Annotated in this window: 9 protein-coding genes and 1 pseudogene; 3 read left to right on the top strand and 7 right to left on the bottom strand. The window is 70.4% G+C overall.

Features of this window, described 5'->3' with window-relative positions; translation table 11 throughout:
* Nucleotides 1-181 precede the first annotated feature (181 nt).
* Nucleotides 182-910, top strand: a complete 729-nt coding sequence (locus tag IE294_RS04710) for a hypothetical protein (RefSeq protein ID WP_189882566.1) — start codon at nucleotides 182-184, stop codon at nucleotides 908-910.
* Between the two features lie 96 nt (nucleotides 911-1,006).
* Here the strand turns inward: IE294_RS04710 and galE are convergent, their stop codons facing one another.
* The gene (gene galE / locus IE294_RS04705; RefSeq protein ID WP_189813318.1) at nucleotides 1,007-1,978 is read right to left on the bottom strand and encodes a UDP-glucose 4-epimerase GalE; all 972 of its coding nucleotides are present in this window, start codon (nucleotides 1,976-1,978) and stop codon (nucleotides 1,007-1,009) included.
* Between the two features lie 334 nt (nucleotides 1,979-2,312).
* On the opposite strand from galE, the gene IE294_RS04700 reads away from it, so the two are divergent.
* The gene (locus IE294_RS04700; protein WP_189882564.1) at nucleotides 2,313-4,544 is read left to right on the top strand and encodes a bifunctional glycosyltransferase/CDP-glycerol:glycerophosphate glycerophosphotransferase; all 2,232 of its coding nucleotides are present in this window, start codon (nucleotides 2,313-2,315) and stop codon (nucleotides 4,542-4,544) included.
* Nucleotides 4,545-4,568: 24 nt separating this feature from the next.
* Entirely contained in the window at nucleotides 4,569-8,132 is a 3,564-nt protein-coding gene (locus tag IE294_RS04695; protein ID WP_189882562.1) for a bifunctional glycosyltransferase/CDP-glycerol:glycerophosphate glycerophosphotransferase, read from the top strand.
* An 80-nt stretch (nucleotides 8,133-8,212) separates the two neighbouring features.
* Here IE294_RS04695 and IE294_RS04690 read toward each other — a convergent pair whose 3' ends face one another.
* The 6 genes and pseudogenes from IE294_RS04690 to IE294_RS04665 form a co-directional block, all read right to left on the bottom strand.
* Nucleotides 8,213-9,316, bottom strand: a complete 1,104-nt coding sequence (locus tag IE294_RS04690; protein ID WP_229917017.1) for a glycosyltransferase family 2 protein — start codon at nucleotides 9,314-9,316, stop codon at nucleotides 8,213-8,215.
* 224 nt (nucleotides 9,317-9,540) lie between these two features.
* Nucleotides 9,541-10,986 (bottom strand): GTPase ObgE, encoded by a 1,446-nt coding sequence (gene obgE, locus IE294_RS04685; RefSeq protein ID WP_189882559.1) that lies wholly within the window; start codon nucleotides 10,984-10,986, stop codon nucleotides 9,541-9,543.
* A 119-nt stretch (nucleotides 10,987-11,105) separates the two neighbouring features.
* Nucleotides 11,106-11,360, bottom strand: a complete 255-nt coding sequence (gene rpmA / locus IE294_RS04680; protein ID WP_010041940.1) for a 50S ribosomal protein L27 — start codon at nucleotides 11,358-11,360, stop codon at nucleotides 11,106-11,108.
* Between the two features lie 14 nt (nucleotides 11,361-11,374).
* Nucleotides 11,375-11,695, bottom strand: a complete 321-nt coding sequence (gene rplU, locus IE294_RS04675) for a 50S ribosomal protein L21 (RefSeq protein ID WP_006132815.1) — start codon at nucleotides 11,693-11,695, stop codon at nucleotides 11,375-11,377.
* 187 nt (nucleotides 11,696-11,882) lie between these two features.
* Nucleotides 11,883-12,944 (bottom strand): iron-containing alcohol dehydrogenase family protein, encoded by a 1,062-nt coding sequence (locus IE294_RS04670; RefSeq protein ID WP_189882557.1) that lies wholly within the window; start codon nucleotides 12,942-12,944, stop codon nucleotides 11,883-11,885.
* Nucleotides 12,932-13,283, bottom strand: a pseudogene (locus tag IE294_RS04665) (phosphocholine cytidylyltransferase family protein); the annotation flags it as partial. The pseudogene IE294_RS04665 and the gene IE294_RS04670, both read right to left, overlap by 13 nt.

The following is a 13,283-nucleotide window of genomic DNA, read 5'->3' as shown; positions in this document are numbered from 1 at the left end:
CGCGGGTGCCGTCGCGGCAGGGGACCGCCCTCGCCGATGGCGCCCATCTCCAGCCGGACGGCACCGCCTTCGTCCGGGCTCCCCGGGCCCACTCCCAACTGGTGGACCCGCGCGCCGGTTTCGGCCGGCGCCGGGCGGGGCGGTACGGCCGCGTTCGCGGCGGTCTGCGACCATGGACCCCATGCGCAGAAGAGGTTCGGCACGGGCAGGGTTGGGCGGGGTCCTCGGTGGGCTGCTGGTGATGTCGGTCGCGGCGTGCGGCAGTTCGGACCACGGGAGTGCGGCCTCACGGGACCGGTCCGACGACACGCAGCCGCACAGGACGGTCCTCAAGCGCGTACCCGGCGTCGGGGACCGGCTGTGGCGGCAGGTACCGGCCGACTCCCGCCAGGTGGTCGCGGTGTACGGCGCGGGGAAGGACTCCCCCGACTCCACCGTCGCCCTCTTCACCAAGCACGGCGCCGTCTGGAAGCAGGAACGCTCCTGGTCGGCGCACAACGGGCGGAAGGGCTGGACGGCGGACCATCACGAGGGTGATCTGCGCAGCCCCGTGGGGGTGTTCACGCTCAGCGACGCGGGCGGCGTCCTCGCCGCCCCGGGGGCCAAGCTGCCGTACACCCGGTCCTCGGCCTTCCAGGCGCCCCATTACTGGAAGAAGGCGTACTGGCACGACTTCGACTACGTCATAGCCATCGACTACAACCGCGTGAAGGGCACCGCGCCCAATGACCCGACGAGGCCGCAGGGCCAGTCGAAGGGCGGCAGCATCTGGCTGCACATGGACCACGGCAGCGGCACTTCGGCGTGCGTGAGCCAGTCCGAGTCGGCGATGCGGTACCTGCTGCGCACCCTCGATCCCCGGCTGCACCCCGTCGTGGTGATGGGCGACAAGGCCGAGCTGAAGGCCTGACGGGACCTCAGGGCGCGGCCGGTCCGCGCCCTGGGCGGGTCGGGGGAATCAGCGAGAGCCGGGTCGCGGCCTGCGCCCGGCTCCGCGGCCGGCCGCTCAGGCGTGCCGGTGACGCCACCCCAGCCACGCGGACTCGATCATGTCGTCCAGGCCGAGACGGGCCGTCCAGCCCAGTTCCGCGTGGATGCGCTCCGCCGAGGCGACCACCCTCGCCGGGTCTCCGGGGCGGCGGTCGGTCACCTCGGGCGTCAGCCGCTCGTTGCCGGTCACCTTCAGGATGCGGTCCACCATCTCCCGGACCGAGCTGCCCTCGCCCCGGCCGATGTTGAGGACGAGCGAGGTCCCCTCCGGGGCGTCCCGCAGACGTGCCGCGGCGGCCTGGTGGGCGGAGGCGATGTCCTGGACGTGAATGTAGTCACGCACGCAGGTGCCGTCCGGCGTGTCGTAGTCGTCGCCGAAGATCCGCGGTGCCTCGCCGGCCTCCAGCCGCTCGAACACCATGGGGATGAGGTTGAAGACACCCGCGTCGGACAGCTCGGGGGCGGCGGCTCCGGCCACGTTGAAATACCGCAGGGACACCGCCCGGATCCCGTGGGCCCTGGCCGCGGCGGCGATCAGCCACTCGCCGACCAGCTTGGTCTCGCCGTAGGGGCTCATGGGGAGGCAGGGGGTGTCCTCGGTCACGAGGTCGACGTCCGGCATGCCGTAGACGGCGGCGGACGAGGAGAAGACGATCCGGCCGACACCGGTGGCCGCCATCGCCTCCAGCAGGGTCTGGAGCCCGGTGACGTTCTCGCGGTAGTAGTGGAGGGGCCGCTCCACCGACTCCCCCACCTGCTTCTTGGCGGCGATGTGCACCACACCCGTCACGGCGTGGTCACGCATCGTCCGCTCCAGGAGGGCCTGGTCCAGCACGCTGCCCACGACCAGCGGGACATCGCCGGGCACCCGGTCGGCACTGCCGGTCGACAGGTCGTCGTAGACGACCACGTGCTCGCCGTTCTCCGTCATGGCGCGCACCACATGCGCACCGATGTACCCGGCGCCGCCCGTGACCAGCCAGCTCATTCCCGTGCCTCCTCGGTCTGTGTCGGTTAGGAGAGCAGACTCGTTCATGGCCTACGGAAAATCGAGTCGGGTAATTTCGGACAACTGCGGCAAAAACCCGGCGTGGTGAGGCGGGGTGAAGTTCCCCTACGATCCGGGTGGGACAATGTTCCGAGCAAGTAAAGGTCCGGCCTCCGCGGCTGTTCCGCGCCGCGACCGCCCCGCTACCTTGCTCACGGAAACATCAAGTGAATCCTTTACTCTGATGCGACGGCGCGCTGCGCCGCCGGCGGGCGGAGCGTGCTCTGGCCTCGGCCCCACGCTCTCGTGATCAGTCTCGGAACAGGTTGTAAGGATGCCCAGACTCTCTCTCGTCATCCCTGTCTACAAGGTGCAGGGCTACCTCGCCGAGTGCCTGGACTCGGTGCTCGGGCAGGACTACACGGACTTCGAGGTCATCGCGGTCGACGACTGCTCACCGGACGGTTCGGGCGCCATTCTCGATGAATACGCGGAGCGGGACGCGCGCATTCACGTGATTCACCTCACGGAGAACGTGGGGCTGGGGCGTGCGCGCAATGCGGGCATGGAGAAGGTTCAGGGCGATTACGTCCTCTTCCTGGACAGTGACGACACTTTGACCGGCGGCGCGCTGCGGGCGATAGCCGAGCGGCTGGAAGCCGCCGGGGACCCCGAGATCCTCGTCTACGACTACGCCCGCAGCTACTGGGACGGCCGGGTCCGCCCCAACCAGCGCGCCGAGCTGCTCCAGCCCGACGGGCCGGAGGCCTTCCCGCTCTCCGAGCGGCCGAAGCTGCTGGACCTGCTCCAGATCGTCTGGAACAAGGCCTACCGCCGGGACTTCGTCCTCCGTCACGAGCTGACCTTCCCGCCCGGCTACTACGAGGACGCCCCCTGGACGTTCTGCTCCATGATCAGCGCCGAGCGCATCGCGGTGCTGAACCGGGTCTGCGTGATGTACCGCCAGCGCCGTGAGGGCGGCAACATCCTCAAGACGGTCAGCCGCAAGCACTTCGACGTCTTCGACCAGTACCGCCGCGTCTTCGACTACCTGGACGCCCATCCCGAGTTCGCGCAGTGGCGCGGACCGCTGTTCCGCAAGATGGTCGACCACTTCCTCACCATCCTGGACCGGCCCGACCGGCTGCCGGCCGACGCGCGGGCGGAGTTCTTCCACCGCGCCTCCGCCGACTACCGCGCCCGGCTCCCCGAGGGCTTCCAGCGGCCGGGCGGCGGCCGTGGCCACAAGTACGCGCTGCTGGAGAAGGACGCGTACGCGGCGATGGCCGGTGCCACCGCCGCCGTGAAGCTCCGCAAGGCGGTCAGGACCCGCACCCGTACGGCCGTCAACCGGTCCAAGCGCAGCGCGATGGGCGTCTACTACCAGTCGCAGCTCCGGCTGCCGCTGGACGAGAACCTGGCGCTCTTCTCCGCCTACTGGAGCCGCAGCGTCTCCTGCAACCCGGCCGCCATCGACGCCGAACTGGCCCGGCTCGCCCCGCACGTCCGCCGGGTCTGGGCGGTCCGGCCGGACGCGGTGGACAAGGTGCCCGAGGGCGTGCGGTACGTCCGGGTCGGCTCCAAGGAGTACTGGGCCGCGCTCGCACGCGCCAAGTACCTGGTCAACAACGTGAACTTCGCCGACAGCGTGGTCAAGCGCGAGGGCCAGATCCACCTCCAGACCCACCACGGCACCCCGCTGAAGACCATGGGCCTGGACCAGCGCAAGTACCCCGCCTCGACGGACATGGACTTCGACAAGCTCCTGGAGCGCTGCGACCGCTGGGACTTCAGCGTCAGCTCCAACCGCTTCTCCACGGCCGTCTGGGAGCGGGTCTACCCGTGCTCCTACGTCTCGCTGGAGACCGGTTACCCCCGCAACGACGTCCTCGTCAACGGCACCTCGGACGACGTCCGCCGGGCCCGCGCGGCCCTCGGGCTCGCCGACGGCGCCCGGGCGCTGCTGTACATGCCCACGCACCGCGAGTACCAGCCCGGCTTCGTGCCGAGCCTCGACCTCGCCCGCCTCGCCGACGAGCTGGGCCCGGACGTGACCCTGCTGGTGCGCGGCCACTACTTCTACGGCGGCTCGGCCCACGTGGCCGAGCTGCGCCGCAGCGGGCGGATCGTCGACGTGTCGGGGCACTCCCGGGTGGAGGAGCTGTACCTCGCGGCCGACGCGCTGATCACGGACTACTCCTCCGCGATGTTCGACTACGCCGTCCTGGACCGGCCGGTCATCATCTACGCACCCGACTGGGACATCTACTCCGCCGTGCGCGGCACCTACTTCAACCTGCTCCAGGAGGCGCCGGGCGCGGTGGCCACCTCGCAGGCCGAGCTGATCCACCTGCTCGGCTCGGACGAGTACCGCGGGCCGGACGCGACCGCGCGCCGCGACGCCTTCCGCCGCCGGTTCTGCGAGTTCGACGACGGACGTGCCGCCGAGCGCGTGGTGCGCCGCGTCTTCCTCGGCGAGACGGAGCCGCTGCCCTTCGTGCCGTTCGCAGAGCGTTCCCACGCACCGGCCCCCGCCCAGGCGCTCGCAGCCGTCGAGCGGGCCTGACCCCCGAGAAGGAGATCGACAAGCATGGCCCCTCGGCTCAGTGTCATCGTCCCCATGTACGACGTCGAGCACTATCTGCCGGCCTGTCTCGACTCGCTGGCGGCGCAGACGTTCGAGGACTTCGAGGTCCTCATGGTGGACGACGGCTCACCCGACAGCTCGGCGGCGATAGCCGAGTCCTACGCGGAGCGTGACCCGCGGTTCCGGCTCATACGCAAGGAGAACGGAGGGCTGGGGGCCGCCCGCAACACCGGCATCGCCCACCTGTCCCCCGAGTCGGAGTTCCTGACGTTCGTCGACAGCGACGACCTCGTCCCGCCGGACGCCTACCGTCTGATGGTGGGCAGCCTCGACGAGACCGGCTCCGACTTCGCCACCGGCAACGTCTTCCACCTCAAGGGCGAGAAGACCTGGCAGGTCCCGCTGATGCGGATGCTCGCGGGCGAAGCACGCCAGCGCACCCACATCTCCGAGTACGCCAAGCTCGTCGCCGACCGCATCGCCTGCAACAAGGTGTTCCGCCGGACGTTCTGGGAGAAGCACGGCTTCGCCTTCCCCGAGGGCCGCCTGTACGAGGACACGCCCGTCACCATGCGGGCGCACTACCTCGCCGAGGCCGTCGACGTCATCTCCGAGCCCTGCTACTACTGGCGGCTGCGCGAGGGCGAGTCCGCCCCCTCCATCACGCAGCGCCGTACCGACCCGGCCGGTGTGCGCGACCGGGTCACCTCCGTCCTGGAGATCAGCGACTTCCTGGGCAGCCGGTCCGGCGAGACCTTCGCCCGCCTCAAGCTGGAGTACGACACCCGCGTCCTCGTGGACGACCTGCGGCTGTTCCTCAACGTGGTGCCCGACGGCGACGAGGAGTACCGCGCCGAGTTCCTGCGCTCGGCCAACCGCTTCCTGGACCACATCGACCCCAAGGTCGTCATGGCCCTGCCGACGCACCTGCGGGTGCAGTGGCTGCTGGTCCGCAAGCACCAGCTCGACGAGCTGATCACCCTGCTGGCGTCGCAGCGGCGCAAGGAGGCCATCGAGGTCACCGGCCTGGTCCGCAAGTACGCCTCCTTCCCGGCCCTGGCCGACGCCGACCTGGACGTCCCGCGCAAGGCGCTGCGCATCGACCGGGACCTGCGCATGCGCGCGCCGCTCCAGGACGTCCGCTGGTCCGAGGGCAAGCTGGTGCTGGGCGGACACGCCTGGATCGACAAGATCGACCTGCCCTCGAAGCGCTCCTCCGTCAAGGTCCTGCAACTGCGCAAGGACAAGTCCCGCCGCCGCATCGTGCTGCCCACCCGGAACGCGGAGTCCCCCGAGCGCACCACCGACTCCGGCCAGGACCGGTACAACTACGACTGGGCCGGCTGGGAGGTCACCATCGACCCGGCGAAGCTGCGCAAGGGCGGTGAGTGGCAGGAGGGCCTGTGGCACGTGGGCCTCGGCCTGTACGCCTCCGGCCTGGTGCGCCGGGCCGCCGTGCAGTCCAGCGGTGGCGCCGCCTGCAACTTCCCGCCGTACCGCTGGCTGGACACCGACTTCCGGATGCTGCCGTCGGTCGAGCGCGGTGCGCTCAAGCTGCGCATCGAGAAGGTCCGGGCGCTGATCACCGGCTGGACCATGGAGGGCGACCGGCTGCGGGTGACCGGCGACATCCGGGTCCCCCTGCACACCGGCGAGCGCGTGGCGCTGCGGGTGAAGAACCAGAAGGGCGCCGAGGTCCACGAGTACCCGGTCGACGTGACCGGGGAAGGCGGCGCGCACCGGTTCTCGGTCGAGATCCCGGTGGCCGACGTGGCGCTGGTCTTCCACGAGGGTGTCGACGCCCTGACCCGGCCCGAGAAGCGCATCTGGTCCACCGTGCTGGTGGCCACGGACCCCAAGGGCACCCAGCGCCAGTTCAGCACGGTCCTCCAGGAGGGTCTGGCCGACGGGCGGTACGACCTGCCGGCCTCGCTGGGTGAGCACGCCGACCAGGGCGAACTGGCCGTGATCGGCGGCCACAACGGGTACCTCAAGCTGGCCGGCCGCACCCGGCGGGCCGTGATCGACCGGGTCGCCCTGGAGGACGGCCGGATCACCATCTCCGCGCGCACCGACGCCCGGCTCACCGGCTCCCGGCTGCTGCTCAAGCCCCGGGCCCGGTTCGAGGAGCGCTTCGTGGAGCCGCGCTGGCTCGAGGACGGCCGTTTCGAGGTCGCCTTCGACCCGTCCACGCTCGGCGGCAACGGCGACGTGCCGCTGCGCGCGGGCCGCTGGAACCTCTTCCTGCGCCCGGCCGACGGTGAGGGTCCCGACGTACCGTTCGTCACCGACCGGCTCGCGGCGGCGCAGTTCCCGCTCCGTGCCGAACTCGGTGGCCGCCGCTACTGGCTCGAGAACCGCTGGGCCGACTTCCCCCAGCTGAACTGCCGTTCGGAGCTGGACGACCTGGAGCGCGGCCCGTACCGCCAGCGGCAGCTCCGCGAGGAGGTGTACGCGCCCCTGCGGCAGCAGCCCCTGAAGGACCAGGTCTTCTACCTCAGCTACAACGGCAAGCAGTTCTCCGACAGTCCGAAGGCGATGTACGAGGAGCTGGTCGCCCGCGGCTCGCAGCTGAAGCACCTGTGGGCCGTGCGCGACGGCCAGGTCCTCCTGCCGGAGGGTGTGGAGCGCGTCCGCATGTGGGGCCGCGAGTGGTACGAGGCGCTGGCCTCCAGCCGCTACATCGTCACCAACGGCCACCTGCCGGACTGGATCGAGCGGCGCCCCGGCCAGGTCATCGTCCAGACCTGGCACGGCACGATGCTGAAGAAGATCGGCCACGACATCGACACGCTGCACTTCGACCGCCGCTACCAGGAGAAGCTGGCGCTGGAGGCGAAGCAGTGGAGCCTGGTGGTGTCCTCCAACCGGTTCAGCACGCCGATCCTGAAGCGCGCCTTCTCCTACGACGGGGAGATCCTGGAGGCGGGCTATCCGCGCAACGACTACCTGTACTCGCCGGAGAAGGACGCCATCGCGGAGCGGGTGAAGAAGCAGCTCGGCCTGCCGAAGGGCAAGAAGGTCGTGCTGTACGCGCCGACCTGGCGGGACGACCAGGCGCACAGCCAGGGCCAGTACCTGTTCGACCTGCGGATCGACATCGAGGACGCGCAGCGACGGCTGGGTGACGACCACGTCCTGCTCATCCGCCGCCACTCCAACGTGGTGGACGCGGTGCCGGGTGCCGGCAACGGCTTCGTGTGGGACGTGTCGGAGTACCCGGACATCGCCGAGCTGTACCTGGCGGCCGACATCATGATCACGGACTACTCGTCGGTCATGTTCGACTACGCCCACCTGAAGCGGCCGATGCTCTTCTTCACCTACGACCTGGAGCACTACCGGGACACCCTGCGCGGCTTCTACTTCGACTTCGAGCAGGACTCGCCCGGTCCGCTGGTCTTCACCTCGAAGGAGCTGATCGACGCGCTCCTGGACATCGACGAGGTGTCCGCCGAGTACCGGGACCGCTTCGACCGCTTCCACCACCTGTTCTGCGACCTGGACGACGGCCACGCCTCGGCGCGGGTCGTGGACCGGATGCTGGAGCAGGCCAAGGAGCTCTGAGCGGGCACGGGAGAAGGGGCGGGGCCCGGAGGTTCGACCTCCGGGCCCCGCCCTGTGCCGTCCGGGAGGACGGCGGCCGGTCAACGCCCCCGGCGCAGACGCCGCTTGAGCGCCCTGAGCACACGGGCGGGGGCGTACCGGCTGCTTCCCCCGCTCCGTGCGGGCGCCGGCCCGGCGGCGCTCGCGGGCCGCTGCTGCGGCTTCGGCTCCGGCTTCGGCTCCGGCCTGGGGACCAGCGTGGTGAGGGCGGTGAGTTCCTCGACGAGCCCCTGGGAGATCAGCAGGCAGCGCAGCCGGGAGAGCGGCGGAAGCTGGTCCACGAGCGTCTGCGGCATGTACGCGCGCACCAGGTCCCCCGCCAGCTTCACGTGCAGGTCGCGGACTTCCTCGGGCAGGCCGGCGAAGCGCCCGTCGAAGCGGCCGAGGATCTCCAGGGTGAGCCAGCGGTACAGCAGCTTGTCGCGCCGGGCGCCCGGCGGGACGTGCGCCGCCACGATGGTCAGCACCTCACGCACGTTCGCGTAGAAGGGGGCGGGGTCCGGGACCTCCTGGGTCAGGTGCGGGAAGTCGTCCCGGCGGACCAGGTAGTAGCAGTCGTAGTCGGACACGACCGAGATCGACCGCGCGTGCAGGTAGGCGGGCACGACGAAGACCTGTTCCTCGGCCAGCCGCAGGCCCTCCGCGAACCGCAGTCCGTGCTCCTCGACCAGCGAGCGGCGGAACAGCTTGTGCGCGGTGAGGGACCAGACGCCCTTGGAGGTGAAGATGTCACCCCCGTCGACGTTCTCCCGGAACGGGGTGACCGGGGCCTTGCGCCCCACACCCTTGATCTTCCCCAGCACCACGTCGGAGTCGTTGCGCTCGGCGGCGGCGACCAGGCGTTCCAGCGCCTCGGTGCCCAGGTAGTCGTCGGGGTCGGCGAAGAACAGGAACTCGCCCCGGGCCATCCCGATGGCCCGGTTGCGGGGGCCGCCCGGTGCGCCGGAGTTCTCCTGGTGCACCACCCGGACCCGGCCGGGGTGGCGTTCGGCCCAGGTGTCGAGCAGATCACCGCTGCCGTCGGTGGAGCCGTCGTCCACCGCGACGATCTCGATCTGCTCGAACCCGATCGACTGACCGGCGATGGACTGCAAGCACTCCGGCAGATGGCCGACAGCGTTGTAGACAGGAATGATCACGGACACGACAGGACGGTCGGCGGGCGCGGAGCCCATATGTCTTCCCCCCACGGGACACGACGTACAAGCGGTGGGGAGCGCCGGTCAAACGCTCCCCCTCCGCAACGGTCATGTCACCGTAACGCCCGCCACACGTCGGCCCGATGTCACCCGTACGACGATCGGCGCGAAGTTGTGTAAAGGTGCTGTAACAGCCGAAGCACCCCTCCCGCGCGCCCGGGACGGCTCGCCTAGAAGGGCTCGAAGTCGTCGAACTCCTGCTCGGAGTCGTCCCGTTCGGCCTGCCGGTCCCTGCGGCGCTGTGCCGCGGGCCGGGGGGCGTCGAAGCGGTGGTCCTCGCCGCGGCGGCCGAGCATCTCCGCGCCGGCCATGGCCGTCGGCTCCCAGTCGAAGACGACCGCGTTCTCCTCCGGACCGATGGCGACGCCGTCACCCGCGCGGGCGCCCGCCTTCATCAACTGCTCCTCCACACCAAGGCGGTTGAGCCGGTCGGCGAGGTAGCCGACGGCCTCGTCGTTGTTGAAGTCGGTCTGGCGGACCCAGCGTTCGGGCTTCTCGCCACGCACCCGGAACAGCGGCTCGCCGCCGACCTCCTCACGGGTGACGGTGAAGCCCGCGTCGTCCACGGCCTTGGGCCGGATGACGATCCGGGTCGCCTCCTCCTTCGGCTTGGCGGCGCGCGCGCCCGCGACCAGCTCACCGAGGGCGAAGGTCAGCTCGCGCAGTCCGATGTGCGCCACCGCCGACACCTCGAAGACGCGGTAGCCGCGGGCCTCCAGGTCGGGGCGGACCATCTCGGCGAGGTCCTTGCCGTCCGGCACGTCCACCTTGTTCAGGACGACGATGCGGGGCCGGTCGCCCAGGCCGCCGTACTGCCGCAGTTCCTCCTCGATGACGTCGAGGTCGGAGGCGGGGTCGCGGTCGGACTCCAGGGTCGCGGTGTCCAGCACGTGCACCAGCACGCTGCACCGCTCCACGTGCCGCAGGAACTCCAGGCCCAGGCCGCGGCCCTGGCTGGCGCCGGGGATGAGACCGGGCACGTCCGCGATGGTGTAGACGGTGGAACCGGCGGTCACCACGCCCAGGTTCGGGACCAGCGTGGTGAACGGATAGTCGGCGATCTTCGGCTTGGCCGCGCTCAGCACGGAGATCAGCGAGGACTTGCCGGCGCTCGGATAGCCGACGAGGGCCACGTCCGCGACGGTCTTCAGCTCCAGGACGATGTCCTGGAGGTCGCCGGGCTCGCCGAGCAGCGCGAAGCCGGGCGCCTTGCGGCGGGCGGAGGCCAGCGCCGCGTTGCCGAGGCCGCCCCGGCCGCCCTGGGCGGCGATGTACGAGGTGCCGTGGCCGACCAGGTCGGCGAGCACGTTGCCCGCCTTGTCCAGGACGACCGTGCCGTCCGGCACCGGCAGGACCAGGTCCTGGCCGTCCTTGCCGGAGCGGTTGCCGCCCTCGCCGGGCTTGCCGTTGGTGGCCTTGCGGTGCGGGGAGTGGTGGTAGTCGAGCAGCGTCGTGACCGACTGGTCGACCGTCAGGATGACGTCACCGCCCCGGCCGCCGTTGCCGCCGTCGGGGCCGCCGAGCGGCTTGAACTTCTCACGGTGGACGGAGGCACAGCCGTGGCCCCCGTTACCCGCGGCGACGTGCAGTTCGACGCGGTCCACGAAGGTGGTCATGGTTCAGTGCCTCCAGAAGGAACGTCCGGGTATGTCTTTGGGGTAACACGCGAAAGGCGGACCCGCCTTCCCGACCGGGAAGTGAGGTCCGCCTCGCGAAAAGCTTCCGATCAGCCGTCTCAGGCGACCGGAACGATGTTCACGACCTTGCGGCCACGGTGGGTGCCGAACTGCACCGAACCGGCCTGGAGGGCGAACAGCGTGTCGTCGCCGCCGCGGCCGACACCGGCGCCCGGGTGGAAGTGGGTGCCACGCTGGCGGACCAGGATCTCACCCGCGTTGACGACCTGACCGCCGAAGCGCTTCACGCCGAGCCGCTGGGCATTGGAGTCGCGACCGTTCCGGGTGGACGATGCGCCCTTCTTGTGTGCCATTTCTCCTCAGTCCCTTACTTCGCAGCCGCGGGGATCTCAGTGACCTTGATCGCCGTGTACTGCTGGCGGTGGCCCTGACGACGGCGGTAGCCGGTCTTGTTCTTGTAGCGCAGAATGTCGATCTTCTGGCCCTTGTGGTGGTCCACGACCTCGGCCTGGACCTTGATGCCGGCCAGCACCCACGGGTCGCTGGTCACGGAGTCGCCGTCGACAACGAGCAGGGTCGAGAGCTCGACCGTGTCGCCAACCTTGGCAGTGGAAATCTTGTCAACCTCAACGATGTCGCCGACAGCAACCTTGTGCTGGCGACCACCGCTGCGCACGATGGCGTACACGCGGATCTCACTTTCGCTCGAAGAAACGGCACCCCCGCAGGCCAGTCGCCCGGGAAACCCACGGGCAACCTCTCCCGGCCAACCGTGTGCCCGGGAGGAAGAGGTTTACGGGGATGTGGCGTGTTCAGTGGACACGCCGACGGTCAAGGTTACGGGCCCTGACCGTAGGGGTCAAACCGGGCCCGGCTCAGCCGGCGACCGCGGCCACGTAGCCGGCGTACGCCTTCCTGATGCCCTCCGGGGACAGCTCCAGGTGCTCCAGGATCGTGTAACGGCCGGGCCGGGTCCGCGGCGCGTACTCCACGGCGCGGACGAACTCGTCGTCGCCGAACCCGATCTCCTCCGCCACCACCGGCAGCCCGTGCCGGCGCAGCACCTCGGCCATCAGCAGGGCGTGCTCGGTGTCGCCGCGCAGGTGCATGGCGAAGGCGGCGCCCAGTCCCACCTGCTCGCCGTGGCTCGCCGCCCGCTTGGGGTAGAGCAGGTCGAGCGCGTGGCTGATCTCGTGGCAGGCGCCGGAGGACGGGCGGGTGTGCCCGGCGATCGACATGGCGATGCCCGACAGCACCAGCCCCTCGGACAGCACGGTCAGGAACTCGTCCTCGCCGCACCCGCCCGGGTGCCGCAGCACGGCCTCGCCCGCCTGGCGGGCCATGGCGGCGGCCAGGCCGTCGATCTTCTCCCCGTTGACGCGGTTGGCCAGCTCCCAGTCCGCGACCGCGGAGATGTTGGACAGGGCGTCACCGATGCCGGAGCGCACGAACCGCATCGGCGCCTCACGGATCACGTCCAGATCGATGAGGAGGGCGATGGGGGTCGGTACCCCGTAGGAGCCACGGCCGGCGTCGTTGTCCAGGATGGAGACGGGCGAGCAGATCCCGTCGTGGGAGAGGTTGGTGGCGACGGCGACCATGGGCAGGCCGACGCGCGCAGCGGAGTACTTCGCGCAGTCGATGACCTTGCCGCCGCCGAGACCGACCACCGCGTCGTAGTGACCCGACTTCATCTCGTCGGCCAGCCGGACGGCGTCGTCCAGGGTGCCGCCGCCCACCTCGTACCAGACCGCCCCGGGCAGCGAGGGGGCGAGGCGCTCGCGCAGCCGCGCCCCGGAGCCGCCGCTGACGGCGACGGCGAGCCGCCCGGAGTGCGAGATCCGCTGATCGGCGAGAACACTCGCCAGGTCGTCGAGGGCACCCGCGCGGATGTCCACCACGACCGGCGAGGGAATCAGCCGGGTCAGTACTGGCACGCGATCACCCGTCCGCGCGCGAGGTCGTCGTGGTTGTCGATCTCGACCCAGCTGACGTCGCCGATCGGCGCCACGTCGACCTGGAAGCCGCGGTCGACCAGCTCCTGGTACCCGTCCTCGTAGTACAGCTGCGGGTCCCGCTCGAACGTCGCCCGCAGCGCGTCGGCCAGCTCCTCGGCCGCGTCGCCCTCGATCAGGGTGACGCCGATGTACTCACCGGTCGCCTCGGCCGGGTCCATCAGCTTGGTGATCCTCCGGACGCCCTTCTCGGGGTCCACGACGACCTTCATCTCCTCGTCGGCCAGGCTCTTCACCGTGTCCAGGGCGAGGATGATCTTC

The sequence above is a fragment of the Streptomyces canarius genome (genome assembly GCF_014650735.1).
Lineage (GTDB): Bacteria > Actinomycetota > Actinomycetes > Streptomycetales > Streptomycetaceae > Streptomyces > Streptomyces olivaceoviridis.
Note: the sequence above shows the minus strand (reverse complement) of the source record. Positions and strands in the feature narration are given on the sequence as shown.